Source organism: Cupriavidus respiraculi (genome assembly GCF_914271545.1).
GTDB lineage: Bacteria > Pseudomonadota > Gammaproteobacteria > Burkholderiales > Burkholderiaceae > Cupriavidus > Cupriavidus respiraculi.
Genome location: NZ_CAJZAH010000001.1, coordinates 1684899 through 1710000 on the forward strand (window position 1 = coordinate 1684899; position 25102 = coordinate 1710000).

At 68.1% G+C, this 25102-nt stretch carries 20 protein-coding genes; 4 read left to right on the forward strand and 16 right to left on the reverse strand.

Annotation, left to right across the window (positions count from 1 at the left end; genetic code table 11):
* Window positions 1-34: 34 nt before the first annotated feature.
* Both LDO27_RS07475 and LDO27_RS07480 read left to right on the forward strand, forming a co-directional pair.
* Window positions 35-1297 (forward strand): YeaH/YhbH family protein, encoded by a 1263-nt coding sequence (locus LDO27_RS07475; protein WP_224040703.1) that lies wholly within the window; start codon window positions 35-37, stop codon window positions 1295-1297.
* Between the two features lie 69 nt (window positions 1298-1366).
* Window positions 1367-2893 (forward strand): SpoVR family protein, encoded by a 1527-nt coding sequence (locus tag LDO27_RS07480; protein ID WP_222208934.1) that lies wholly within the window; start codon window positions 1367-1369, stop codon window positions 2891-2893.
* Window positions 2894-2911: 18 nt separating this feature from the next.
* On the opposite strand, the gene LDO27_RS07485 is transcribed toward LDO27_RS07480, so the two are convergent.
* Both LDO27_RS07485 and LDO27_RS07490 read right to left on the reverse strand, forming a co-directional pair.
* On the reverse strand, window positions 2912-4072 hold the full coding sequence (locus LDO27_RS07485) for a helix-turn-helix transcriptional regulator (protein ID WP_224040705.1): 1161 nt from the start codon (window positions 4070-4072) through the stop codon (window positions 2912-2914).
* A 372-nt stretch (window positions 4073-4444) separates the two neighbouring features.
* A complete protein-coding gene (locus LDO27_RS07490; protein WP_224040707.1) occupies window positions 4445-6835 on the reverse strand; it encodes a mechanosensitive ion channel domain-containing protein in 2391 nt (796 codons plus the stop codon).
* A gap of 176 nt (window positions 6836-7011) precedes the next feature.
* Between LDO27_RS07490 and fusA the strand changes: the two genes are divergently transcribed.
* Entirely contained in the window at window positions 7012-9114 is a 2103-nt protein-coding gene (gene fusA / locus LDO27_RS07495; protein ID WP_222208928.1) for an elongation factor G, read from the forward strand.
* Window positions 9115-9177: 63 nt separating this feature from the next.
* On the opposite strand, the gene LDO27_RS07500 is transcribed toward fusA, so the two are convergent.
* The 5 genes from LDO27_RS07500 to LDO27_RS07520 all read right to left on the reverse strand — a co-directional run bounded on the left by LDO27_RS07500 (window position 9178) and on the right by LDO27_RS07520 (window position 13587).
* A complete protein-coding gene (locus LDO27_RS07500; protein ID WP_224040709.1) occupies window positions 9178-9849 on the reverse strand; it encodes a nitroreductase in 672 nt (223 codons plus the stop codon).
* 35 nt (window positions 9850-9884) lie between these two features.
* On the reverse strand, window positions 9885-10784 hold the full coding sequence (locus LDO27_RS07505) for a crotonase/enoyl-CoA hydratase family protein (protein ID WP_224040711.1): 900 nt from the start codon (window positions 10782-10784) through the stop codon (window positions 9885-9887).
* A 103-nt stretch (window positions 10785-10887) separates the two neighbouring features.
* Complete coding sequence (locus tag LDO27_RS07510; RefSeq protein WP_224040713.1) at window positions 10888-11568, reverse strand: histidine phosphatase family protein; 681 nt, start codon at window positions 11566-11568, stop codon at window positions 10888-10890.
* 238 nt (window positions 11569-11806) lie between these two features.
* Window positions 11807-12499, reverse strand: a complete 693-nt coding sequence (locus LDO27_RS07515) for a TetR/AcrR family transcriptional regulator (RefSeq protein WP_224040716.1) — start codon at window positions 12497-12499, stop codon at window positions 11807-11809.
* 179 nt (window positions 12500-12678) lie between these two features.
* Window positions 12679-13587, reverse strand: a complete 909-nt coding sequence (locus LDO27_RS07520) for a LysR family transcriptional regulator (protein ID WP_224040717.1) — start codon at window positions 13585-13587, stop codon at window positions 12679-12681.
* Between the two features lie 131 nt (window positions 13588-13718).
* On the opposite strand from LDO27_RS07520, the gene LDO27_RS07525 reads away from it, so the two are divergent.
* Window positions 13719-14708 (forward strand): pyridoxamine 5'-phosphate oxidase family protein, encoded by a 990-nt coding sequence (locus LDO27_RS07525; RefSeq protein WP_224040859.1) that lies wholly within the window; start codon window positions 13719-13721, stop codon window positions 14706-14708.
* On the opposite strand, the gene LDO27_RS07530 is transcribed toward LDO27_RS07525, so the two are convergent.
* The 9 genes from LDO27_RS07530 to LDO27_RS07570 form a co-directional block, all read right to left on the reverse strand.
* Window positions 14686-15663: a hypothetical protein gene (locus tag LDO27_RS07530; protein ID WP_224040719.1), complete on the reverse strand. Its 978-nt coding sequence runs from the start codon at window positions 15661-15663 to the stop codon at window positions 14686-14688. The genes LDO27_RS07525 and LDO27_RS07530 overlap by 23 nt on opposite strands.
* Before the next feature lie 132 nt (window positions 15664-15795).
* Window positions 15796-16776 carry a PDR/VanB family oxidoreductase gene (locus tag LDO27_RS07535; protein WP_224040721.1) on the reverse strand — a complete coding sequence of 327 codons (981 nt, stop codon included), beginning with the start codon at window positions 16774-16776 and terminating at the stop codon, window positions 15796-15798.
* Window positions 16773-18224, reverse strand: coding sequence for an amidohydrolase family protein (locus LDO27_RS07540; protein ID WP_377747303.1), 1452 nt, complete (start codon window positions 18222-18224; stop codon window positions 16773-16775). Before LDO27_RS07540 ends, LDO27_RS07535 begins: the two co-directional genes overlap by 4 nt.
* On the reverse strand, window positions 18221-19015 hold the full coding sequence (locus tag LDO27_RS07545; RefSeq protein ID WP_224040722.1) for an ABC transporter permease: 795 nt from the start codon (window positions 19013-19015) through the stop codon (window positions 18221-18223). The genes LDO27_RS07540 and LDO27_RS07545 overlap by 4 nt, the downstream gene beginning before the upstream one ends.
* Before the next feature lie 37 nt (window positions 19016-19052).
* Window positions 19053-19943 carry an ABC transporter ATP-binding protein gene (locus LDO27_RS07550; RefSeq protein WP_224040724.1) on the reverse strand — a complete coding sequence of 297 codons (891 nt, stop codon included), beginning with the start codon at window positions 19941-19943 and terminating at the stop codon, window positions 19053-19055.
* A 17-nt stretch (window positions 19944-19960) separates the two neighbouring features.
* The gene (locus LDO27_RS07555; RefSeq protein WP_222208911.1) at window positions 19961-20998 is read right to left on the reverse strand and encodes an aromatic ring-hydroxylating dioxygenase subunit alpha; all 1038 of its coding nucleotides are present in this window, start codon (window positions 20996-20998) and stop codon (window positions 19961-19963) included.
* Between the two features lie 53 nt (window positions 20999-21051).
* Window positions 21052-22047: an ABC transporter substrate-binding protein gene (locus LDO27_RS07560; protein WP_224040726.1), complete on the reverse strand. Its 996-nt coding sequence runs from the start codon at window positions 22045-22047 to the stop codon at window positions 21052-21054.
* A 444-nt stretch (window positions 22048-22491) separates the two neighbouring features.
* Window positions 22492-22914 (reverse strand): hypothetical protein, encoded by a 423-nt coding sequence (locus LDO27_RS07565; RefSeq protein WP_224040728.1) that lies wholly within the window; start codon window positions 22912-22914, stop codon window positions 22492-22494.
* A 64-nt stretch (window positions 22915-22978) separates the two neighbouring features.
* A complete protein-coding gene (locus LDO27_RS07570; RefSeq protein WP_224040729.1) occupies window positions 22979-24565 on the reverse strand; it encodes a 3'-5' exonuclease family protein in 1587 nt (528 codons plus the stop codon).
* Between the last annotated feature and the right edge of the window lie 537 nt (window positions 24566-25102).

Here is a 25102-nt window from a genome sequence, read left to right on the forward strand (position 1 = left end):
CAGGACGAGGCCTCTTCCGCGAGGGCATGCATCGATGTCTACGGTCATAGATCGGCGCGAGAACGGCGGCAACAAGAGCGCCGTCAACAAGCAACGCTTCATCAAGCGCTACCGCGAGCAGATACGGCAAGCGGTAGCGAAGGCGGTGTCCGGCCGCAAGATCATGGACATCGAACAGAGCGGGCAGGTCTCGATTCCGGTCAAGGACATCTCCGAGCCGATCTTCCATCATGGACAGGGCGGCAAGCGGGAATGGATCCATCCGGGCAACAAGAAGTTCGTCAAGGGCGACAGCTTCGACCGCCAGCAGCAGGGCGGCGGGGGCACGGGCTCGAAGGCGAGCGATTCGGGCGAGGGCGAGGACGATTTCGTCTTCACCCTGTCGCGCGAGGACTTCCTCAATTTCTTTTTCGAGGACATGGCGCTGCCCGACATGGCCAAGCGCCACCTCGCGAAGATCGCCGAGGTGCGCAAGGTCCGCGCCGGCTATTCGATCGACGGCACGCCGTCGAACCTGTCGGTGCTGCGCACCATGCGCAGCTCGCTGGGCCGCCGCATCGCGCTGTCCAGTCCGTACCAGAAGCGTCTGCATGCGCTGGAGCTGGAGTACAACGAGCTGCTCGAGCGCGATGGTCCCTACGGGGCCCGCGCGCAGGAGCTGATGAAGGAGATGCGGCATCTGCGCGCCTGCATCGACCGCGTGCCCTTCATCGAGAAGCTGGACCTGCGCTACAACAACCGCATTTTGAAGAAGCGTCCCCAGGCCCAGGCCGTGATGTTCTGCCTGATGGACGTGTCGGGCTCGATGGACGAGAGCCGCAAGGACCTGGCCAAGCGTTTCTTCATGCTGCTCTACCTGTTCCTGAAGCGGAACTACGAGCGGATCGACGTCGTTTTCATCCGCCACCACACGGTTGCCAAGGAAGTCGAGGAGGAAGACTTCTTCCACTCGCGCGAGTCCGGCGGCACCGTGGTGTCCAGCGCGCTGAAGCTGATGGTCGACGTGATTCACAACCGCTACCCGGCCAGCCAGTGGAATATCTACTGCGCGCAGGCGTCGGACGGCGACAATTGGGCGGGCGACTCGGAACTGTGCGGCCGCCTGCTGCGCGAGGCCATCCTGCCGCTGGTGCAGTACTACGCCTATGTGGAAGTCGCGTCGGAGGAGCCGCAGAACCTCTGGGAGGAATATCTGACGGTGAAGAACAGCTTCGAGAATTTCGCGATGCAGCGGATCATCGGCGCGGACGAGATCTATCCGGTGCTGCACGACCTGTTCCAGAAGAAGGCCGCCTGACGCGCACACGATCCCGCATCGGTGCCGCGCAAGGGCAGCAACGCCGCAGTAAGGCTATGGGGGCTGTAAATGGCATACCTCTCCACCGGCTCGGAATGGACCTTCGAGCTGATCCAGCGATATGACCGCGAAATCGCCCGCATCGCGGCCGAATTCGGCCTGGACACGTATCCCAACCAGGTCGAGATCATCACCGCCGAGCAGATGCTCGATGCGTATGCTTCGGCGGGACTGCCGGTGGGCTACAGCCACTGGTCGTACGGCAAGCACTTCCTCGCGTCCGAGCGCAGCTATCAGCGCGGGCACATGGGGCTGGCGTACGAGATCGTGATCAACTCCAATCCGTGCATCGCGTACCTGATGGAGGAGAACACGATGCCGATGCAGGCGCTGACGATCGCGCATGCGTGCTACGGCCACAATTCCTTCTTCAAGGGCAACTACCTGTTCCGCACGTGGACCAACGCGGACGCGATCGTCGACTATTTGCTGTTCGCCAAGAACTACGTCGCCGAATGCGAGCAGCGCTACGGCGAGCAGGAGGTGGAACTGCTGCTCGACTCGTGCCATGCGCTGCAGAACTATGGCGTGGACCGCTACAAGCGTCCGAAGAAGCTGTCGATCACCGAGGAGCAGGCGCGCCAGGCCGAGCGCGAGAACTATCTGCAGATGCAGGTCAACGACCTGTGGCGCACGTTGCCCAAGCACCATGCGCACGCGCTGGTGGAAGACGAGCCGCCCGAGATGGAAACCGCATTCCCGCCCGAGCCGCAGGAGAACCTGCTGTACTTCATCGAGAAGAACGCACCGAAGCTGGCGCCTTGGCAGCGCGAGATCGTGCGCATCGTGCGCAAGGTCGCGCAGTATTTCTATCCGCAGCGGCAGACCAAGGTCATGAACGAGGGCTGGGCCACGTTCTGGCACTACACCATCCTGCACGAGCTCTACGAGCAGGGCCTGGTCAACGATGCCTTCATGATGGAACTGCTGCAGGCGCATACCAACGTCATCTACCAGCCGCCGTATCACAGCCCGTACTACAGCGGGCTGAATCCCTACACGCTGGGCTTCCTGATGTTCCGCGATATCCGCCGCATGTGCGAGAACCCGGACGAGGAAGACTACCGGTGGGCGCCGGAGATCGCCGGTAGCGACTGGCGCACCACGCTCGACTTCGCGATGCGCAATTTCAAGGACGAAAGCTTCCTGCTGCAGTTTCTGTCGCCGCGCGTGATCCGCGAGCTCAAGCTGTTCTCGGTGCTGGACGACGACCGCGAGAACAAGCTGCGCGTGACGGCGATCCACAACGACGAGGGCTATCGCCGCATCCGCCAGCTATTGGCCAGCCAGTACGACCTGTCCAATATCGAGCCGAATATCCAGATCACCAATGTCGATGTCGGTGGCGACCGCTCGCTGACGCTGCGCCATCTGCAAAGCGACCGCAGGCCGCTGTCGCAGAACTTCGACGAGGTGGTGCGGCATGTCACGCGCCTGTGGGGCTTCAACGTCCGGCTGGAGGTCGTGTACGAGGACGGCCGGCGCGAGACCAAATACGAGTGCAAGCCGGAGCGCAAGCACCGCAAGGCGGCATAGCGTTCGCCGGACGCGCGTTCAGCGGTCCCGCGCGATGCCTGCGCGGTCCAGGTCCACGCCGGGGAGCAGATGCAGCAGCCTGACCAGTTCCGCTTGCCGGTGGGTGCCGGTCTTGCGCAGGATGTCGCGCAGCTGCACGCGTACCGTATGCGGCGACAGGCATTCGCGGGCGGCAATTTCCGCCACGGTCTCTCCCGCGGCCAGCCGCGCCGCGATGATGCCTTCCTTGCGGGACAGGCCGAACAGCGTGGCGAGCACCGCGGCGTCCAGTACCGAGCGCGATGCGGAATTGCCCATCAGCAGCATCGCGTAAGGCAGCGGCCATGAGCCCTCGACGGGCTGCCGCGACGTGAGCGGCATCACGATGAGCGGCACCGCTTGCCCCCCCGAGGTGACATGCATCCAGGAGCCGGCGGCATGGCCGGACGCCTCGTGGCCCTGCGGGCGCAGCGCGCGTTCGAGCAACCGTTCCAGCGCCGCGTTCAGCGGCGCGTCCTGGGCGGTCAGCATGCCGTCGTCCATGGACAGGCGCGCATCCGATTGCAGCAGCGATTCGGCCCAACGGTTGGTATAGCGCACGCGCCTGTCAGCCTGCAGCACCATGACGCCGAAATCGAGGGCGTCCAGGCTCGCCAGCCCCAGGGAGGCGAGGCAGCTCAGCTCGAAATGGCGATGCTGCAAACGCGCGGCGCGCGCCCAGTGCGGCAGCACGCGCGAGAGCCGACCGTCGCGGCGCCGGTCCTGCAACTCGCCGCCATGGCGATGCGTCGCGCTCATCAGCACGCAGACCTCGGGCGTGTCGAGCAGCCGGATGCCGCGCTCCAGGTCCGGCCGATCCTGGCCGGTCTGGCCGGACATGCCGCCCTGGCACTGGGGCACCAGCCGGGCATCGAGCATGGCGGCCATCGCATGGGCGTCGTCGGGCACGGTGGTATCCGCCGGGCACGTCGCCGCCGGGTGAGGCAGGCGCATGCCGTCGTGGAAGCAGCCGTGCGCGGTGACGCCGAACCGGGCGTGCCCGGCGAGCTTGTCCCAGATCAGGTAGCGCGGGCTGTCGGTGAGGGTGTAGCGGGAGAACAGGTCCAGGGCGGCCGGCATGGCCGAGACGTCGAGCGCGGATTCGTAGATGGACGCGACAAGACGTTGAAAATCCTGGTCGGCTGACCGATTTTCCCGCATGGTGATTCCCCCGGTGGCGATTGCCTTGATGTGTTGGCCGGCGCGTCGAGGCGGCGGTCCTGTCCTGCTCTGGTCCTTCCCGGCTCTGGACATTCCGTCCAGCCCGCGGCCTCGCCTTCCCCGGTGGCGCGATACGCGGACGGGCCATGATGCCGAAAAACCTGCCACTTCCATATGCCGCGTTCGGGGGGAGCTGCGAACGCCCCGGCGCGCCGGCGGCCGACCGACGAGGGCCAATGCTACCGGCCGGCTACGAAAAATTCATATATTTCAGCGCTGAAATATGCCCTCTATTCGGGCGAATGGCGCCCCGGGTTGGGTACGAAAAGCGGGGTCAGCGCGCGCCCGCTCACCCGTTCACCGCGGCCGCCGTCACGCAGTCTGCGTGCCGGGCTCGGTCACGATGGTCGTACCTGCGTGCGGCTGGCCCAGCCCGGCCGCGGGCAGGTCCGCCCGCTCCATCTGCAGCTTCATCACCGGGGAGGCCATGTGCACGCCCGCGGCGTCGAACTTCTGCTTGAGCAGGGCGTTGAAGGCGCGCGCGATCTCGAACTGCGCCAGCGGACGGGTCTTGAACTGCGCCAGGATCACGGGGCCGCTCGGATCGAAGCGGTCCAGGCCCAGAATGTCCAGGCCGGTGAGCAGGTTGTGGGCATAGCGCACGTCCGCAGCGATCTCGGTGCCGGTCTCGCGGATCAGCGCCAGCGCGCGGTCCAGGTCGCTGTCGTGGCTGACATTGATGGACAGCAGCGCGACGCCGTAGCCGCGCGACAGGTTCTTGACCGCCTTGATCTGGCTGTACGGCAGGATATGCAGCGCGCCCTTGCCGTCGCGCAGCTTGACCGTGCGGATGGTCAGGCTTTCCACGGTGCCGGAGTGATCCGGCAGCTCGATCACGTCGCCGATCGCCATCGAATCCTCCACCACGATAAACAGGCCGGTGATCAGATCCTGCACCAGGGTTTGCGCGCCGAAGCCGATGGCAAGGCCGACCACGCCGGCGCCGGCCAGCAGCGGCGTCACGTTGACCCCCAGGTTCGCCAGCACCGCGATCAGCGCAATCACCAGCAGCCCGACGAACAGCGCGTTGCGCACCAGCGGCAGGATGGTCTTGGCGCGCAGGCTCGGCTGCTGCCCGCGCCCGTGGCCCGGCGAGAGGCCCTGCATGATGGCGGTGTCGGCCACCAGCCAGACCAGCCAGGTCAGCAGCACCGTGCCGATCACGCTGAAGACGGCATCGCCGATGCGCTGCCCGAGCGTGGTGGACTGCATCAGCTGCATCAGCGAGCTGTCCCAGACGCGGCTGACGAATTCGAGAAACGATACCCAGATCACGATGCGCACCAGGGCCATCGCGAACCGGCCAAAACGGGCCACGAACGCCGAGCGCTGGCGGTCGCGCAGACGGAGCGCGCGCTGGGTGCCCTTGGGCGAGCGGCCGGTCATGGCAGTCAGCGCCACCGCCGCCACGAACAGCGCCACGGAGATGATGGTCTGGCGCAGCAGGGCATCGGCCTGGCCCGCGGCGTAGACCGTACCCGCGACGGAGGCGATCACGATGGCCAGCACCGGCAGATGCCACGCCTGCCCCACGAGCCGCATCAGGTCGGTGATATTGGGATGGGCTTCGCGAAACGGGTGTGGCCGGTTGGCGATCAGGTGCCCCACCGGACGGCGGAAGCGCAGCGCGAACCATCCCATCAGCAGAGCCGCCAGGATGTTGGACGCGGTGGCCACCAGTGCGGACAGGTTGATGCCCAGCGCCGCCGCGACGCGCTGGTCGGAGGTGGCGTCCCCCAGCGCGGCGAGCGCGCCGATCAGGAACAGCAGGCCGCGCGAATGGCGATGCAGGTCCCGTACCGCGCAGCGCCGGTGGGCGCCGCTGAACAGCGCGAACAAGGTCTGGCACACCGCCGACAGCACGGCGCCGACGACGATGGCGTACACCACCACCATGCCGGCGATGCCGGCCGGCGAGTGCAGCCGGATCTCGCGGGTGATCAGGACCGCCACGCCGAAGGCGATCGCCCACGGCCCAACCTTGCGCAGCATGTAGATGCCGACATCCACCCACGACGGCACCGAGGGCAGGTGGTGGCGGTCGGGCTCGGCCGCGGGCCGCGGGTCCGCCGTGCCCTGGAGGCGCCGGGCGCGCAGCCGCAGGAAGCGGCGCACCATCTCGTGCAGCGCCAGTCCCGCCAGCGCCCACGCGCCGAAGATCATGCCGAAGTCGCTCAGCGAGGTCAGGACCGGCCGCTCGCCCTGGCGCGCGAAGGCGGCCAGCGCCTCGTCCACCGCGAAGTCGAAGCGCCAGCTCCAGTACTGCCATGGGCCGCGGTCGTCGCGCAGCTTGTCGTCTACCTGCTCGACGGCTTCCGCCAGCGCGCTGACCAGCCCGGCGTTCGCCGCCGACGCCGCGGCGGCGTCCGACGCAGCCTGCACCCCCGAGGCGGCGATGCCGCTGCGTATGGCCTCGAGCTGGGCCACCAGCGCCTTGCGCTGGTCGTCGTTCTGCAGTGTTTGGATGACTTCGTCCAGCGCCCCGGCCAACGGCGCGCTGGCCGCCGGTGCCAAGGCGGGCGCGGCCGCGGCGGGCTTGGGTGCCGGCAAACCCGGCAAGCCCAGCGGCGCCGCGCGCACGCCCCCGCCCAAGGCCAACACGCCCAGCAGAATCGAAAGCCCGAGCAGCGCGGCGGCGCGGCCCGGGCGGGGGGCGCCGGCAAGGGCAGCGGCAAAGCGGGACAGAAGCACAACCAGATTCATGTTCGCTCGCATTCTTCTTGTCTGTGGCCCGGGCGCATGGCGGCCGCCCGTCATGCCCGCCACTGTAACGCAGCGCCGCTGCGGCTCAGGCATGCACGATGGCGGTGCCAATGTCCCCTGCCACCAGAGGTCTTGCGAAAGTGCTACTCTAGCTTCCCACTTTCCAGGAGAGTGCCGTGAGCCGCAAAACCCCGATCGAGCGCTACCGAAACATCGGCATCAGCGCCCACATTGACGCAGGCAAGACCACCACCACCGAACGCATCCTGTTCTACACAGGGGTCAATCACAAGATCGGCGAAGTCCATGACGGCGCGGCGACGATGGACTGGATGGAGCAGGAGCAGGAGCGCGGCATCACCATCACGTCGGCGGCCACCACCGCCTTCTGGAAGGGCATGGCAGGCAACTATCCCGAGCATCGCATCAACATCATCGATACCCCGGGCCACGTCGATTTCACGATCGAGGTGGAGCGCTCGATGCGCGTGCTGGACGGCGCCTGCATGGTCTACGACGCGGTCGGCGGCGTGCAGCCGCAGTCGGAGACCGTCTGGCGCCAGGCCAACAAGTACAAGGTGCCGCGCATCGCCTTCGTCAACAAGATGGACCGCATCGGCGCGGACTTCTTCCGCGTGCGGGACCAGATCGCCGAGCGCCTGAAGGGCAATGCGGTGCCGATCCAGGTGCCGATCGGCGCCGAGGACCACTTCCAGGGCGTCGTGGACCTCGTCAAGATGAAGGCCATCGTCTGGGACGACGCCAGCCAGGGCGTGCGCTTCGAATACCGCGACATCCCCGGGGATTTGGTCGAGGTCGCCAACACCTGGCGCGAGCGCATGATCGAGGCCGCCGCCGAGGCGGACGAGGCGCTGCTGGACAAGTATCTGGGCGGCGAGCCCCTCACGGAGGACGAGATCAAGCAGGGCCTGCGCAAGCGCACGGTGGCCAACGAGATCGTGCCGATGCTGTGCGGCAGTGCGTTCAAGAACAAGGGCGTGCAGGCCATGCTCGACGCCGTCATCGACTACCTGCCGTCGCCGGTCGACGTGCCCGCCATCCTCGGCCACACCGAGGACGACAAGGAGGCCGAGCGCCATCCGAGCGATGACGAGCCGTTCTCCGCGCTGGCCTTCAAGATCATGACGGACCCCTTCGTCGGACAACTGATCTTCTTCCGGGTGTACTCGGGCGTGGTCAATTCCGGCGACACGGTCTACAACCCGGTCAAGGCCAAGCGCGAGCGGCTGGGGCGCATCCTGCAGATGCACGCCAATGTGCGCAACGAGATCAAGGAAGTGCGCGCCGGCGACATCGCCGCTGCGGTCGGCCTGAAGGAGGCCACTACCGGCGACACGTTGTGCGACCCCAACCACATCATCGTGCTGGAGCGCATGGTGTTCCCCGAGCCGGTGATCTCCCAGGCGGTGGAGCCCAAGACCAAGGCCGACCAGGAGAAGATGGGCATCGCCCTGAACCGGCTGGCGCAGGAAGATCCGTCGTTCCGGGTCAAGACCGACGAGGAATCGGGCCAGACGATCATCTCGGGCATGGGCGAGCTGCACCTGGAAATCCTGGTCGACCGCATGAAGCGCGAGTTCGGCGTCGAGGCGACGGTCGGCAAGCCGCAGGTCGCGTACCGGGAAACCATCCGGCAAGGTGCCAAGGACGTCGAGGGCAAGTTCGTCAAGCAGTCGGGCGGCCGCGGGCAGTACGGCCACGTGGTGATCGACATGGAACCGCAGCCCCAGGGCAAGGGCTACGAGTTCGTCGACGCCATCAAGGGCGGCGTGGTGCCGCGCGAGTACATCCCCGCGGTGGACAAGGGCATCCGCGACACGCTCAACGCGGGCGTGCTGGCGGGCTTCCCCGTGGTCGACGTCAAGGTGACGCTGGTGTTCGGCTCATACCACGACGTGGATTCGAACGAAAACGCATTCCGCATGGCCGGCTCGATGGCCTTCAAGGAAGGCATGCGCCGCGCCAAGCCGGCGCTGCTCGAGCCGATGATGGCCGTGGAGGTGGAAACGCCGGAGGACTTCACCGGCAACGTGATGGGCGACCTGTCCTCGCGGCGCGGCATCGTGCATGGGATGGAAGACATCGCCGGGGGTGGCGGCAAGCTGGTGCGCGCCGAGGTGCCGCTGGCCGAGATGTTCGGCTACTCGACCTCGCTGCGCTCGCTGACGCAGGGCCGCGCGACCTACACCATGGAGTTCAAGCACTACGCCGAGGCACCGGCGAACGTGCGCGAGGCCGTGGTCAACGCGAGGAAGTAAGGCCGCCGGGGCCGGCCGCGCCGGCCCCGGGCAACACCGCGGCCTGGCACGGCGCCGGCCGGCTCAGATGCCGATGAATTGCGCGAACTCGGACAGCGGGGCGCGCGCCGCGCGCAGCCGGTTGGCCGGCGCGGTCTCGTCCTCGTAGCCGATCGCCATGCCGGTAAACAGCATCCGCTCCTCCGGAAAGGCCAGGAAGTCGCGAATCGTCAGCGGATATTTGGCCCAGCACTCCTGCGCGCAGCTATGCACGCCGGCTTCGCGCAGCAGCAGCATCACCGTCTGCAGATACATGCCCAGGTCCGACCATTGCGGCGGACCCATGCGGCGGTCCACCGTGCAGAACAGCGCCAGCGGCGCGCCGAAGAACTGGTAGTTGCGCGCGAACTGCGCGCGGCGGCCTGCCTTGTCCTCGCGCGCGATGCCGAGGCACGCGTAGAGATCCTCGCCCACCTGGAAACGCCGTTCGCGATAGGGCGACACCAGCGCGGGCGGATATACGTTGTACTCGGCGGGCTCGCCGTCCGGGGCGTCCTCCACCCGCCGGCGCATGATCGCCTTCAGGCGCTCCATCGCCTCGCCGCCCACCACGTGGATATGCCAGGGCTGCAGATTGCCGCCGGAAGGCGCGCGCGCCGCGGTCTCGAGCACCCGCCGGATCAGTTCGGGGTCCACCGGGTCCGGGAGAAAGCCTCGCACCGACTTGCGGCTTTGCACTGCCGTGGTCACATTCACATTGGGCTCCTGATTGATTCTGTCTTGTGAGGCGCTCAGACAAAAGGCGGCTCGCTGGTCCAGTCGAAGAAGTCCGGCATGTCCCGCGAGACGCGTTCGGGAAAGGCGGCGGGGCGCTTCTCGAGGAACGCGCTCACCCCTTCCCTGGCATCGGCCGAGCGCCCGCGCGACTGGATCGCGCGGCTGTCCAGGCGGTGCGCCTCCATCGGATGGCTGGCTCCGGCCATGCGCCAGATCATCTGCCGCGCGATGGCGACGGACACCGGTGCAGCATTGTCGGCGATCTCGCGCGCCAGCGCTTGCGCCGCCGGTAACAGCTCGTCCGGCGCGTGCAGCGAGCGCACCAGGCCGCGGTCGTGCGCCTCCTGCGCGGAAAACAGCCGGCCGGTATAGCACCACTCCAGCGCGGTCGAGATGCCGACAACGCGCGACAGGAACCATGACGAGGCGGCCTCTGGCGTGATGCCCCGGCGCGAGAACACGAAGCCGAACCGCGCGTCGGTCGAGGCGAGCCGGAAGTCCATCGGCAGCTGCATGGTGACGCCGATGCCGACCGCCGGCCCGTTGACTGCGGCGATCACCGGCTTGAGGCTGCGAAAGATGCGCAGCGCCACCTGTCCGCCGCCGTCCCGATGGGGCGCATCCGGCGGCGCGCCATAGCGCTTCTCATAGTCGAAGGTCGCGCCGCCGGACGACAGGTCCGCACCCGCGCAGAAGGCCCGCCCCGAGCCGGTGACGATCACGGCCCGCACCGCATCGTCCGCGTCGGTGGCGTCGAAGGCCGCGATCAGCTCCCGCATCATTTGCGCGGTGAACGCGTTCAGCTTGTCCGGCCGGTGCAGCGTGATGGTCGCGACGCCGTGCTCGACCGCATAGCGCAGCGTCTCGAACGCTGCGGGGTCAATGACGGAAGGGGAGGGCGAGGCTGTGGTCATGGTGGCTCCGGGGAACGGGGTCGTGCAGGAAATCGGCGAGCAGGACGTGTACCGCGAACGGCGGCGCTTCCGTGCGCGAAGCCGCGTGCGGCGTCCGCGCGCCCTAGGCGAAGGTGATCGCGCTGCGCCGTTCGGCGCGATCCAGATGCGGCACGTTGTTGAAGCTGAGCAGGCGCTGGGTATTGCGGCCGCAGATGATCTCGCAGAAGGCGGTATTGCGGAATTGCAGATTCAGCTCGATGGCGGTCTGCGCGGGGGCGCCGAGCAGGTCCGCGACCGCGCGGCCGATGGCGCCGCCCGAACTGACCAGCAGGATGGCGTCCTCGCGCGTGGCGCCTTCCGCCGCGTGCGCCAGGCCGGCGTTGATCCGCGTGCCGAACTCGGTCCAGGTCTCGGGCATGCCGGCCAGTTCGCCGCTGGTCCAGGCCTGGAAGGCCGCCCGGAATGTGCGCCAGTAATCGTTGTAGTCGCCGTTCTGATGGGCGCGATGATCGCCACCGCCCGTGTGGCAGCGATAGAGCGCTTCGCCGTCGTACTCGTTGAAGCCGGCGTGCGTCTCCAGCGCCGTCTGGGCGGCGGGGTCTCCCATGCCGGCGAGGATTTCCAGCGCGGTGTCCTGCTGGCGCACCAGCGAGCCGGCCAGCACGCGCCGAAAGGTCAGACCGCGCTCGCGGAAATACTCGCCGAGCCAGCGGGACTGCTGCCGCCCGGTGGCGGAGAGGCAGTCGTAGTTGGCCGCGCCGAAGGACGCCTGACCGTGCCGCACGAGGAATAGCGTTGCCATGGCAATGACCGGAGGAAAGTAAGTGAGGGGAGCGTGAGCCGGGCATCGACGCGGCGGCGGCGGGCCGCCCACTGGTCGTGCGCGTCGATTGTAGAGGGGGTGCCGCGCGGAACAAAGCAAGCCGCCGCACGATGCATAGCGGTCATTTGACCGCTGCATGAGCGGGGCGGCGCGGGTGGCCAGGCCGGCGACGGCCGGCGCGTGAGGCGCCCGGCCGTTGCGGTCGGGCCGTGCGGCGTCAGTCCTGCAGTTCGAGGTAGCGCGCCACCAGCCGGGCCATCTCGACGGGCAGCCGCTCATCGTCCAGTTGCAGCGGGGCCGGGTCGTTCAGGACCGCGTTGACCAGCATGCCGAGGACCGTCTGCATGGCAAAGCGCACGCGCAGCTCGGCGGTGGCCGCCGGCTCTGCCATGCGCGGCAGCAGCAGCGCGAGCATATGGCGCACGAACGCCTCGCCGCTCTCGCGATGCGGCTGCCATTCCTCGGGCCGGTCGGCAGCGTGGCGCAACGACGCCCGGATCACGCCGCGGTTGGCCCGGCAACCGTTGACCAGGAAGCGCATGGTGCGCTCGAGCATCTGCGCGGTCGGCACCTGCGACCAGCGCTCCAGCGCGAGGTACTGGTCGATGGACTCCTCCGTCTCGCGCATGACCAGCGCGCGCAGCGATTCGAAGAAGGCTTTCTTGTCGCGGAAACGGCCATAGAACGCACCCACGGACAGCTTGCATGCCGACGCGATCTGGGCGACCGGGATCGCCGCGAAATCGCGCGAGGCCAGCAATTCGCGGCCGGCCGTCAGCAAGGCCTGTTCGGTATCGCGGGCGCGCTGCTGGCGTGGTGGCTGGAGAATCGACGGCGTGTCGACGGTGGGAAACGCGGGTCGGGCGCCACTCTTCGGCGGCGCGTCCATCAGGCGGGTGCTGGCGTGCATGTCTCCTCCGGATTCGAATCCTGAATTCTCGAACTGGAATTCGCTTTTTCGAAACCATAGGGCGGCGCTGCGCCCCCGTCAAGCAGCGCGGCTCTATTTTCGACTTTCCGGTATGGGACGATCCGGTCCGGATCACCTGGAGGAAATCTGCTAATTCCTCCGTTTCCTAGGGGCTTCCCTTATGGACAGAAGGCGCGCGAGGCGTCCCGCAGATGCGTCTTCATCCAATCGATAAAGGCTCGGGTACGGGCCGGCAGCAGGCCCGCGTGCGGGTAGACCAGCGACAGCGGCCATGCTGGCAGTTCGAACGATGCCAGCACGATGCGCAACTCCCCGCTGGCGACCAGTGGCGCCACCTGATACGACAGGAAATGGCCGAAGCCCGCCCCGGCGGCGCAGGCGGCCACGGCAGGCGCGGTCTGGTTGAAGGCGAGGTTGCCGTCGACCGCCACGTGGAACGGTCTGCCATTTTCCTGGAAGGCCCACCAGGGCGCGGCACTCTGGCCCGGCAGGAAGCGCACACAGCGGCTGCGCGCCAGTTCGTCGGGATGGGCCGGCTCGCCGTGCCGCCGCAGAAAGGCCGGGGCGGCCACCACGACCCGCCGGATCTCGCCCACGCTCTGTGCCACCAGCGTCGAATCGGCCAGTGGGCCGATGCGCACCGCCACGTCGATTTCCTCCTCGACCATGTCGACGACGCGGTCGGTAAACATCATCGCGCAGTGCACGGCCGGGTAGCGCTCGACGAAGGCAGTGACGGCCGGGGCGACGTACATCTGGCCGAACAGCACCGGGGCCGTCATCGCGAGACGGCCACTTGGCTCCACGTGGCGCGCGGACAGCCGTGCCTCGGCCTCGTCGACGGTGGCGAGAATCTGGCGGCAGCTGTCCAGATACCCGCGGCCTTCATCGGTCAGCGACAGTCGCCGGGTGGTGCGGTTCAGCAGCCGCACCTGGAGATGTGCCTCCAGCGCAGCCAGCGTACGGACCACGGCCGGGAGCGAGGTGCCCAGCGCCTGCGCAGCGGCGGTCAGGCTGCCCTGGTCGACGATTCGCACGAAGGTCTGCATGGCCCGGAGTTTGTCCATGGCGGCACATTACTCCAAAACGTGGAGTAGTCAAATACGGATGCCCCCATTTCTTGCCGATGGATGCAATCGCACAATGTGGACTCGCGGTCGAAAGGACGCGATGGGGAAACGAACCACGGGAGACGGAGATGGATCTGCCAGGATGGCCGCATCGAAGCTCGCCCTTTCATGCGGGCGAGCGCCTCGCGCAGGAACGGGCGGGCAAGCGTGAGCTCATGGAGAGCGCCGGGCGACGGGTGGTGCGCGCCGAGATGCCCGAGCAGCACCGCACCTTCTTTGCCCAGTTGCCATTCATGGTGATGGGTGCGCTGGACCGCCAGGGAACGCCATGGGCGACCGTATTGAGCGGCGCCCCCAGGTTTGCGCATGCACCGGACCCCAGGCGCTTGCGCATCGACGCGCATCTGCGCGCGGACGATCCTCTTGCCGGCGCCATGGCTGCCGGCGCCGATATCGGGCTGCTGGGAATCGAACTGCATACGCGGCGGCGCAACCGGCTCAATGGCACGATCGCGGCGCTCGACGCAAGCGGCATGACCGTCGAGGTGCGCCAGAGCTTTGGCAATTGTCCGCGCTACATCCAGTTGCGCGATCTTGAGCCGGTAGCGTCCGGTACCGGCACGCGAGCGTCCGTGTGGCAGTCGGACCAACTCGACGATGCCGGCGCGGCAATGATTGGCGAGGCGGACACCCTCTTTATCGCGACCCACTATCAGGATGCCTCGGAGCCGGACGCCGCCGGCGCCGATGTGTCGCATCGCGGCGGCAAGCCGGGCTTTGTCCGGGTGGACGACAGCCGCACGCTGACGTTCCCGGATTTCAATGGCAACGCCTACTTCAATACCATCGGCAATCTGGTGGTGAATCCCCGCGCCGGCCTGCTGGCGATCGATTTTCGCAGCGGCACGCTGCTGCATGTGGCCGCGCGCGCGGAAGTGATCTGGGAGGGTCCGGAGGTGGCGCTGTACCGAGGTGCGGAGCGCCTGGTCCGGCTGCATATCGAACGGGTGATACGCCGGCCTGGCGCCATGCCACTGCGTGCCACGTTCGTCGGCATGTCTCCGGTGCTGGAGCGCACCGGTGACTGGTCCGGCGTCACGGCGCCGAACCGGGTTTGACGGCAACGCGCGGGGCGGGCAAGGCCTCGGGCAGGCGCTGGTTCAGGAAGAGGGCGTGGACCGTCGGGCCAGGCTCGCCGTCCGCACCGGGAACGGCGTCGAACGCGGCCTGCCGCTCCTCCGCGGTCAGCGTGTCGATATTGTCGCGGACCACGCGGGCAATGCCGGAGACATGCGCCATGGTGTCCGGGTCCCGCTCCGCGCCCAGTTCCTGCCCGCGCAGGCGCTCCTTCGCGGACCGCACCATTTCCTGAAGGTGTTGGCGATGTCCGTCGTAGCCGGCATAAGGCTCATGGTCCGGGCCCTCGCCTTCGCACAACATGCCCGCCACACCCAACCCGGCCATGCCGACGCGCAGGGCGACCGCGGCCATGGCGATCGTCGGCAGGCTGCGCTCGTCGCCCGATGCGGTTCGCAGCGCCAGCATCAATGACGCCATCATGGCCGCGGCGGTCGAGCAGGCGGCGAGCGCCTGGCTGTCGCGCTCGGCGGATGTGGCGTTCGACTCGGCGTGGCGGCACAACTGCGCGATCTGGTCGAACGCCAGGTCGCAAGCCTCGCTCAGCGCCCGCTGGTCCTTCGGTGCGATGGACTGGGAGGTTTCGGCCGGATCGGCCTGGACGCCGTCGGCGGGCGCCATGCCTGCCAGCGTGCGCTGGATATCCGCGAGTGTGTGGCGGCAACGCTGAAGGAGGACCGTCGGATTTGCGCAGGGGGCGGCGCGGGCCGTGGTGGTCGCGCCCACCGTGCCGGTCAGGGCGCCGATGTCGGCGGCAAAGCGGTCGGACAGCGTGGGAATCAGGGATTGGATGGATTGCAGCAGCGACAGCCGCGTGGACGCACCTTTTGCGAGGCCCGCCCTTGGATCCGCATCGATGCGGATCGCGGCCGCCACTGCGTGGGTGCCGACGGTTGGGGCATGTTTTCCCGATGTGCCAGATGAGCGATAGGGCATGGCGGCATCCTCTCGATAGGTCGGTGGGTGGAAAGTCGCGCCAACATAACGGCTGCCCCTCGCCGCGATTTTCAGTTTCGGAAGATTGGTTGAGATTTGACACGCGACGGCGCGCGCCCGCGCCGCGCACCCTTATGCCAGCAGCGCCAGCGGGAGGGCACCGCATCCCGAGACGCACGGCAGCACCCAGCGCTCGCGTTCGGACTCGGACAAATAGCTGTCGCGATGCTCCGGCACGCCTTCGGCCACCTCGGTCATGCAGGCGCCGCACAAGCCCTGCTCGCAACCCGTGCCGATGTCGATGCCATGCCGGCGCGCCAGCGCGAGCAGGGACTCGCCGGGGCGCGCCTGGACGGTGATGCCGCTGCGGGCAAAGCGGACCGGTACCTGGGACGGGCCGGCGGCTGCCGCCCGGTCGCCGCCGGGCGCGGGCGCGATCGGCGCGAAGCGCTCCATCCGCAGCGCGTGATCGGGCCAGCCGCGTTGCCCCGCACAGCGCAGGACGTGCTCCATGAACCCGGCCGGGCCGCAGGTATAAAGCAGCGCGCCGGCCGCCCATGCGGGCATGGCCTGCGCAAGCGCCTGCGCGATGGCGGCGGGCGCCCGATCCAGATACAGGCGCACATCGTCGGCATCTTCCAGGGCCTCGCGGAACGGCACCTCGTCGCGCGCGCCGGCCGCGAGGTGCAGGGCCACCGGAATGCCCGCGCGCCGGGCGGCGCGCCACATCGGCAGCAATGGCGTGATGCCGATGCCGGCCCCCATCAGCACCAGCTGCGTGGCCTGCGGATCGAAGCCGAACGCATTGCGCGGCGTTCCCACGCGCAGCACCATGCCCGGCGTGACCGCGTCGTGCAGCCAGGCCGAGCCGCCGCGCGATGCCGGCTCGCGCTTGACGGCGATGCGATAGGCGGCTTCGGCGGGATCGCCGCACAGCGAATACTGGCGCATGCCGCCGTCCGGCAACGCAATGTCCAGATGCGCGCCCGGCGTCCACGGCGCCAGTGGTTCCGGCGCGATGGGTGTCAGCTCGAAGCTGCGGATGGCGTCGGTCTCCAGGCGGATGCCGCGCACACGCATCTCGCGCCAGCCCGCCGGCATCGGCGCCCTCATGCCGCCGCTCCTTGCGCATGGTCGCGCAGGCGGCGCACCGCGTCGCGCGCCGCGCGGCCCAGTGCTTCCAGATCAATCCCGGGGATCGTGTCGTGCTCGGCCACCACGCGCCCGCCCACCAGCAGCGCGCGCAACGCCGGACGGCCGCCGCTGGCCACCGGCGCGATGCCGGGATCGTGCAGCCCGAAGCAGCGCGGATCGTCCAGGCGATAGATGGCCAGATCGGCGGCCATGCCGGGGCGCAGCGTGCCGATGGCCCCGAGCCCCAGCACCGCCGCGCCGCCGGCGGTGCCCCAGCGGACCACGTCCTCGACGCGCGCCGCATCGGCCCCGCCTTCGAAGGTGCCACCCTGCGCCGCCGGGTGCGCCTGCTCGCCGCGACGCGCGCGCTGCAGCAGCCAGCACGCATGGGCCTCGGAAATCATGTCGGCCGCCTCGTTCGAGGCGGCGCCATCCACGCCCAGCGACACGGGCACGCCCGCCGCTTCCAGCGCCGGGATGTCAGCGATACCGCTGCCAAGCCGGCCATTGCTTTGCGGGCAATGCGCGATGCCCGTGCCGGTGGCGCCAAGCTCGCGGATCTCCCCGGCGGACAACTTAACGAGATGGGCGAACCAGACGTCCGGCCCCAGCCATTCATGCTCGCCGCAGAACGCCACCGGGCTCATGCCATGCATCGCGCGCGCGGCGTTGTCGTACTCGACCGTCTCGGACAGATGGCTGTGCAGCCGGATGCCGAGCCGGCGGGCGGTGCGGGCGACCGTGCGCAGTTCCTGCGGCGCCAGCGAATAGAGCGGTGTCGTGGGCGCCATCGCGACGCGGCGCATTGCATCGGCCTCGGGCTGGTGGTAACGCGCCACCAGGCGCTCGCAATCGGCGAGAAACTGGTCGAGCGTTTCGGGGCGCAGCGCCTGCGGCAAATCGCTTTCGAGCTGGCGCGTGCGCGTGGCGCCGCCGCGGCACAGTACGAAGCGCATCCCCAGCCGATCGGCTTCCTCGAACAGGATGGCCGACGTATCGAAAGGCATGCCGGGGTAGTACAGATAGTTGTGGTCCGCCACGGTGCCGCAGCCGCTGCGCAGCAGCTCGACCAGCCCGATGCGCGCCGCCAGGCGAAACGTCGGTTCGTCGAAGGCGGCGCGGAAGCGGTACGGCGTGGCGGCCAGCCACGGCGTCAGGGACAGGTCGATGCCCGCGGGGTCGCCCTTGAGGAGCGACTGGAACAGATGGTGGTGCGTGTTGACCCAGGCCGGATAGACCGCGCAGTCGGTGGCGTCGATCACGCGTTCGCCAGGCTCGGGCGCCAGCGCGCCGATCGCGTCGATCCGCCCGCCGCGTACGCGGATGTCGGGGCCCGCGTGGCGGGCATCGGCGCCGGCCATGCCGGTCAGGATCGCGCTCGCATGGCGGATCAGCAGCGAGGTGGTGTCATGCGTCATGGCGCTCATGTCAGCTCGCTGTCATGCCAGTGGGAGAGCGCCAGCCGCGACAGCATCACCATGGCGCCGAACAGCAGCACGCCGGTGGCCGTGATCAGCACCAGCGCGGCGAACAGCCGCGGGATATTGAGCGCGAAGCCGGCCTGCAGGATCTGATAGGCGAGTCCCGCACCGGTGCCGCCGGTGCCGGCGACGAACTCGGCCACCACCGCGCCGATCAATGCCAGCCCGCACGAGATGCGCAGGCCGCCGAAGAAGTAGGGCAGCGCGCTGGGGATCCGCAGGCGCCGCAGCGTGTCCCAGCGGCTTGCCCGGTTGATGCGGAACAGATTCAGCAGGCCCGGATTGACGCTGCGCAGGCCCAGCACGGTGTTGGACAGGATCGGGAAGATGGCCACCATGGTGGCGCAGATCACCAGCGCCAGCGTCGGCTCCTTGACCCAGATGATGATCAGCGGTGCGATGGCCACGACTGGCGTCACCTGCAGCAGGATCGCGTAGGGAAAGAGGCTGGCCTCTATCACGCGGCTCTGCACGAACAGGAACGCCGCGGCCGTTCCCAGTACGACGGCGGTGGCGAAGGCCAGCAGCGTGATCCGCAGCGTCACCAGCAGCGAACCGGACAGCAGGCTCCAGTCCTGCACCAGCGTGCGGGCGATTGCGCTCGGCGCAGGCACCAGATAGGCCGGTACGTCCAGCGAGACGCACAGGGCCTGCCACGCAAGCAGCAGCACCAGGCCAACCGCGAGCGGCGCGGCCACGCGCTGCGCGGCGGGCCGTGAAAGCAGGGGCGAAGTCATGATCGGTGTCTCCGGGGGCAAGGGATCGACGCGGCCGTCAGGCCAAATGGGTATCGGCGCCGGTGTTGGCCTGCGTCAGCAGTGCGGACAGCTGCGCGCAGTACTGCATGAAGACGGGCGACACGCGAAATGCCTCGTCCCGCTCGGGCGGGCCGTCGATGGCGATGTCGGCGATCACCCGGCCCGGCCGGGCTGCCATCACCACCACGCGGCTCGACAGGTAGACCGCCTCGTAGATGCTGTGGGTGACGAACACCACGGTCAGGCCGCGTTCCGCCCACAGCGCGCGCAGGTCGGCATCGAGCCGGTTGCGGGTGAATTCGTCCAGCGCGCCGAATGGCTCGTCCATCAGCAGCAGGTCCGGCTCGGTCGCCAGCGCCCGGGCGATCGACACGCGCATCTGCATGCCGCCCGAGAGCTCGCGCGGATAGACCTTGCCGAACTGCGACAGCCCCACCAGCGCCAGTGCGCGCCGCACCCGCTCGTCGGCCACGTCCCGCGGCAGGCGCGCCAGATCCAGCGGCAGCCGGACGTTGTCGTGCACCTTGGCCCAGGGCATCAGCGTGGCCTCCTGGAACACCATCGCCAGCGTGCGGCCGCTGGCCGGCGCCGTCGCCGGCAAGGCCGATTGGCCCCACCAGCGCACATGGCCGGCAGTGGGCGTCTCCAGCCCCGCGAACAGCTTCAGCAGCGTGCTCTTGCCGCAGCCCGACGGCCCGAGCAGGGAGACGAACTCGCCGGGGCGGATCGACAGCCTTACCCGCTCCAGCGCGGTGGTGCCGTTCGGATAGGTCTTCTGGACCTGGTTGGCGAACAGGATGGGCTCGTCGGACCCACGTACCGCTTCGGCGGCGGCGGGCGCGCCGGCCGGATGGATGGGGCCGGTCGTGGAGGCGACGGGCGCAGCGCTGCGGAAGATGGCTGACATGGTGGGCTCCGTCGCGTTCAGGCGCTAACTACGGGGATGCGGAACACTTCCTTCTCGCCGTGCGCGGTCAGCAGTTCCAGCAGCATCTTGCGCATCAGCAGGCCCGGCTTGTCGGACTCCATATGGAATTCCACGCGGCGCCGCGTATCGATGCAGGCGTCATAGTCGGTGGCCTCGAGAATCTCGCGGTCCTCCGCCACGATCGGCGCATCCCAGGCGATCAGCTCTTCGGTGGAGCAATCCTCCTCGCGGTCGTTGCGATACAGCCATTGCGACAGCATCACCGTCTTGTCGTCGATCGGCGTGGCGCAGTTGTAGATGATGTGATGCTTGCCGCTGGTGGGATAGATGCAGCCGAAGCGGCGCGTAAACGGCAGGTCCCAGCGGTTGAACATATGCCGGTACGTAATGGGTTCCTCCGTGCCGGTCACGCGGAAGCCGGCGGGGATATTGCGGATCGGCACCAGTGTCTCGGCCTCGAAGCCCCATTCCCGCTGCTCCAGCACGTACTTTTCCGGCTTGGGCTGGTCGGCGATGCCGAAATTGGCCCGGTGCACGAAGCTGAAATGCGAATTGTCGAACGAGTTCTCCATCACGCGCAGCGGGCTGGTGTTCCAGCGCTCGTAGTACTGATGGATGCGGCGGTAGGCCGGATCGCCGTCCTCGGGAAAATCCGGAATGGGTTGCAGCGGATCGTCCAGCGCGACCCACACGTAGCCGTACTTCTCTTCCGCGCGATAGGCGGGCACGCGGGCACCGGATGGCACCGGGCTGTCGGGCTGCTGCGGGATCTTCACGCAGGCGCCCGAGCAGTCGTACTCCCAGCCGTGATAGCCACAGACGATGTCGCCGCGCTCGTTGACCCAGCCCTTGGACAGCTTCGCGGTACGGTGGCAGCAACGATCCTGCAGGGCGGCGACGCGGCCATCGGCGCCGCGCCAGAGCACCAGGTTCTCGCCGAGCAGGGTGAAGGGTTTGGGGCCATCGTCGAGCATCGACGTCGGCATCAGGGCGTACCAGAAGCGGCGCAGCACGCGTTGTTGGGTGACCAGCATGGGGAATTCCTCGTAGTGATGGGGGACGCAGGGATCGCGATGGGCGACGGCGCTCAGGGCATGACCTTCAGGTCCTTGACGAACTGGGTCGTGTACGCCTTCTTCCAGTCGGTTTCGGCCTTGAGCAGGCCCGCACCGACCATGAAGTCGCGCGTCTTCTGCCAGCGCGCATCGGTCATCACGCCGATGCCCTGCGTCGCCGCGTCGCCGCCGTCGACCATGCGGTACTCCTTGAGCTTGGCCAGTCCCCACGCGAGCTGGTCGTCCTTCATGTTCGGGTTGTCCTGCTTGATCAGCGCGTTGGCCGGCGCCGGATTGGCGAGGTAGCTCTTCCAGCCCTCCATCGTTGCCCTGACGAAGCGGGCCACCAGCTCGGGCTTTTCCTTTGCCGTCTTCTGCATCGTCACGATGGTCGTGCCGTAGGGCGGGTAGCCGTCGTTCGCGAACAGGAAGAATTTGGTCTTCACGCCGGCCTTGTCCGCGGCGAATACCTCCGACGAGGCGTAGGCCTGCTGCGCGGCCTTCGGGTCGGCGAAGAACGGTTGCAGGTTGAAGGTGTAGACGCGCGAGTTCGCGTCGTCGAGCTGGTAGCGGGCCTTGAGCCACGGCCACCACGTCGTGCGGCCCGACGTCGATACCAGCACGGTGCGGCTCTTCAGGTCGGCCAGGCTGTTGACGTCGGCATGGGTCATCACGCCCTGCAGGTCCGTCTGGAACGACGTGCCCACGGTGGTGACCGGAACGCCCTGCTCGATGCTCTTGAGCACCTGCAGGTCGTAGCCCATCATGAAGTCGGCCTGACCGCTGGTCAGGATCTGCATGCCGTTGACCTGAGGTCCGCCCATGCGGATGGTCACATCGAGCCCGTGCTTCTTGTAGATGCCCTCGGCCACGGCCTGATAGAAGCCGCCATGCTCGGCCTGGGCATACCAGGAAGTCAGGAAGGTCACCTTGTCGGCGGCGCGCGCGGCCAGCGGCAACGCCGCGAGCGACAGCGCAGCGCAGAGGGCGGCGTGGAACAGACGACGGCGTGGGGGAGTGGTTTTCATGGGGACTCTCTGGTTCGTCGGGATGGAAGGGGGCGGGACGACGAGCGGCGCCGCGCGCGGCGTGTCGCGACGCGCGGACGAGGCTGGCGATGCCATGGCATCGCGCGTGGGATGTGTGGGGAAGATCCGGGACATCTCTGCGCTCTTGTGCTCGGCGTTTGCCGGGTTCAAACACCGACGCGGCGTGCGTCGTCGGTGTGCGACCGGAGGGTCGCGAGAGCAATGTCCCGCGCCGAAGCGCATCTGGCCCATGAGGGAAATGCGCTGGCGCTAACCGCTTCTACTCGGTCGAAAGTTCAGCAAGAGCTGTGCCACGGAATGACGTGACTGGGCGACGGTGCGCTGCACTGACACTGTGCCGGAAGCGGGCACGCAACCGCGCGGCGCTGTCCGTTTTGGTGCCGCAGTCGCACGGCCCGCACCAGCACCGGTCACGGCTTGCGTTCAGCGCGTGGCTCCCGGGTAGCGCAGGCGCGCGCAACTGCCAAACGATGCGCTCAGGCAGCAGCCAGTCCCGCGCCAGTCGCCGCCGACGATCGTGCCGTCCGGGCCGGCGATCAGCCGGCGTTCGCACTGCGATGTGGTCGGCGGTGCGGGATCGGTCGGCGCCCGGGCTTCGCGCGGGCCGCTGCCCGGCGCCTTTGCCAGCAGCCCTTCATGCGTCCAGACATAGGCGGTACCGTTCGGCACCGCCTCGGTGGTGGCCGGCGGGCCCCATTGCGCCCTGGCCTCTTCGATCGGTGCCGAGCGCCATGAATCGAGGACCGTCTGCATGCCGGCCGATTGCGCGCATCCCGCCGCCGCCAGGGCAAGCAGGACGGCAACGGCGCGGGTTGCGGTGGACGGGAAGATGGGCGATGGCGGCATGCGCGCTCCACGAGATGGTGTCGTGGATCAGCGTAGGCGACCGCCGCAATGGCGGGCAAGCCGGCTAGAACGCCAGCAGGTCCGGCTGCAGCGGCGAACTCACGCGGGCGCGCCTGGGCTTTGCGGCCGGCGCAGTCTCCGCCTGGCGTGGAATGGGCGGCGGCACGGGGGCCTCCAGCTGGAATTGGCGCTGCACGTCGAGCGGCACCGCGGTCGCCAGCATCTGCGCCAGATGCGGCGCCAGGATCTGATAGGTGTCCGGATCGAAGCGCGCGGGTTCGGTGACAAGGGCCGCGGCATCGCGCACGTCCTGCACCGAGCCGAGATAGCACCAGTTCTCGATGACGTGCCACCAGCCGGCCCCTTCGGCGCGCTCCTGCCACGCCACCGCGCCGTCGAACGGCCACGGCGCGACCGCCAAGGCGTCGAGCGCGCCCTGCAGTCGGGCACGATGGACGGCTTGCGATTCCTCCCCCACGCAGGCGCCGGCGCAGCGATGCAACTGCCGCGCGAAGCAGGGCAGCCCGCGGCGGGCGGCTTTCTCCAGCGCCAGCGTTGCCTGGCACAGTCCCGCGCTCTCGGCCAGTTCGCGCAGCGCGGCATGCGCGGCCCCGCGGCTGTTGAAGGGACCATACAGATGGCGCTGGCGGGCGAAGTCCGTATCGCTGTCGCAGCGCAGGCGCGGCGCCGGCAGCCCGGGCGGCAATTCCCACGCGTACAGCCTGGACTTGCGGCGCAGCAAGGCGTTATGCACGGGCTCCAGGCGCTTGACCAGTTGCGCCTCCAGCAGGCGGGCGCCCAACTCGCCTCCAGTCTCGCGCCACTCGACGCGCCGCACCGCGCGGGACAGTCGCAGGTCCTTGGCGACGCGGTGGTCCCCCGAAAAATGCGCGCCGATGCGCTGGCGCAGATGCACGCTCTTGCCGATATAGAGCGGCACGTCGTGATCGCCGTAGAACAGGTACACGCCCGGTGTGGCCGGAACGTCGTCCAGCGCCGTCTCCTCCAGTCCTGCGGGGAGGCTGGCACGCTTGATCAGCGCCTGGACCGCCGACTCCACCAGCTCCACGGAATACAGCGAGTGGATGCGCTGCCAGAACTGCCACAGCAGTTCCGCGTCGGCCAGCGCGCGGTGCCGGCCCTTGGGCTGGAGCTCGAAGCGGGCGATCAGCGCGTCCAGGCCGTGCCGCTCCACCGACGGGAACAGCGCCCGCGACAGCCGCACCGTGCACAGCACGTCGGCCCGGAAGGTGACGCCGGCCCGGCGGAACTCGTTCTTGAGGAAGCCGTAGTCGAAGCGCGCGTTGTGGGCGATGAACAGCTTGCCATGCAGCCGCTCCGCCAGCGCCTCGGCCAGCGTGGCGAACGTGGGGCGGCCGCGCACCATCTCGTCGGTGATGCCGGTCAGGCGCTGGATAAAGGGCGGAATGCCGATGCCGGGGTCCAGCAACGTGTCCCATTCCACCACGCCGTCAGGCCCGACTTCCACCACGCCGATTTCCGTGATGCGGTCGCGCTGTGCGTCCGCGCCGGTGGTCTCCAGATCCACAAAGACGATAGGGCGGGACAGCGCGGCGGCAAGCGCCTGCGCGTCCAGGCGGCGTGCGTCGGAATCGAAACGGGAAGGCAGATAGATGGGATGGTCGTGCATGGGTGGATTCTAATGGAGCGTGCACGCCGCCTTCCCGGACCTCCGCCGGAGGCCGGCGGAGAAGTTTTGAACCGCGGCCATATTTCTGTGACAAAGGTATTGCCAAGGCCGCCAAAGTCCCCTAATATTCGCCCCCTCGCAACACGACAGCGAGCCTGCAAGGCAGGCGGGGCGCGGGTTGCGGGGTTGGCAGGGGGTAGTGGCGGGGCAGGATGACCGGCACTGCGGCGACGAAAAAAAGTGCGCTGCCCTGTTGACGGGAAACGAAAAGATCTACATAATCTCGTTTCTCTGCTGCTGACGAAGCAGCGCCTGGCGAAGCAAAGCGAGCCGGGGCAGACGGATCTTTAACAATCAAACAACCGATAAGTGTGGGCGCTCGATAACGGGACGCACAGGCGGCGCAAGTTGCCTGGAGCTTACAAGTTATAAAGTGCTCGCACAGTAAAACATGTTGGTCAGGTTTTCGGACTTGGCCAGTCAGTTTTCTGAGAGTGAGCGACCGCTCGAAAGAGCGAGCTGTCGGGGAGACCCGAT

Bases quoted from the DNA above. Each gene is read 5' to 3' on its own strand.
- LDO27_RS07520 (WP_224040717.1), bottom strand. From the start codon at position 13,587: ATGGACAAACTCCGGGCCATGCAGACCTTCGTGCGAATCGTCGACCAG.
- LDO27_RS07515 (WP_224040716.1), bottom strand. From the start codon at position 12,499: ATGCACGCCAGCACCCGCCTGATGGACGCGCCGCCGAAGAGTGGCGCC.
- LDO27_RS07535 (WP_224040721.1), bottom strand. From the start codon at position 16,776: ATGAGGGCGCCGATGCCGGCGGGCTGGCGCGAGATGCGTGTGCGCGGC.
- LDO27_RS07525 (WP_224040859.1), top strand. From the start codon at position 13,719: ATGGATCTGCCAGGATGGCCGCATCGAAGCTCGCCCTTTCATGCGGGC.
- LDO27_RS07505 (WP_224040711.1), bottom strand. From the start codon at position 10,784: ATGACCACAGCCTCGCCCTCCCCTTCCGTCATTGACCCCGCAGCGTTC.
- LDO27_RS07540 (WP_377747303.1), bottom strand. From the start codon at position 18,224: ATGAGCGCCATGACGCATGACACCACCTCGCTGCTGATCCGCCATGCG.
- LDO27_RS07565 (WP_224040728.1), bottom strand. From the start codon at position 22,914: ATGCCGCCATCGCCCATCTTCCCGTCCACCGCAACCCGCGCCGTTGCC.
- LDO27_RS07485 (WP_224040705.1), bottom strand. From the start codon at position 4,072: ATGCGGGAAAATCGGTCAGCCGACCAGGATTTTCAACGTCTTGTCGCG.
- LDO27_RS07550 (WP_224040724.1), bottom strand. From the start codon at position 19,943: ATGTCAGCCATCTTCCGCAGCGCTGCGCCCGTCGCCTCCACGACCGGC.
- LDO27_RS07510 (WP_224040713.1), bottom strand. From the start codon at position 11,568: ATGGCAACGCTATTCCTCGTGCGGCACGGTCAGGCGTCCTTCGGCGCG.
- LDO27_RS07475 (WP_224040703.1), top strand. From the start codon at position 35: ATGTCTACGGTCATAGATCGGCGCGAGAACGGCGGCAACAAGAGCGCC.
- LDO27_RS07480 (WP_222208934.1), top strand. From the start codon at position 1,367: ATGGCATACCTCTCCACCGGCTCGGAATGGACCTTCGAGCTGATCCAG.
- LDO27_RS07570 (WP_224040729.1), bottom strand. From the start codon at position 24,565: ATGCACGACCATCCCATCTATCTGCCTTCCCGTTTCGATTCCGACGCA.
- LDO27_RS07530 (WP_224040719.1), bottom strand. From the start codon at position 15,663: ATGCCCTATCGCTCATCTGGCACATCGGGAAAACATGCCCCAACCGTC.
- LDO27_RS07545 (WP_224040722.1), bottom strand. From the start codon at position 19,015: ATGACTTCGCCCCTGCTTTCACGGCCCGCCGCGCAGCGCGTGGCCGCG.
- LDO27_RS07560 (WP_224040726.1), bottom strand. From the start codon at position 22,047: ATGAAAACCACTCCCCCACGCCGTCGTCTGTTCCACGCCGCCCTCTGC.
- LDO27_RS07555 (WP_222208911.1), bottom strand. From the start codon at position 20,998: ATGCTGGTCACCCAACAACGCGTGCTGCGCCGCTTCTGGTACGCCCTG.
- LDO27_RS07490 (WP_224040707.1), bottom strand. From the start codon at position 6,835: ATGAATCTGGTTGTGCTTCTGTCCCGCTTTGCCGCTGCCCTTGCCGGC.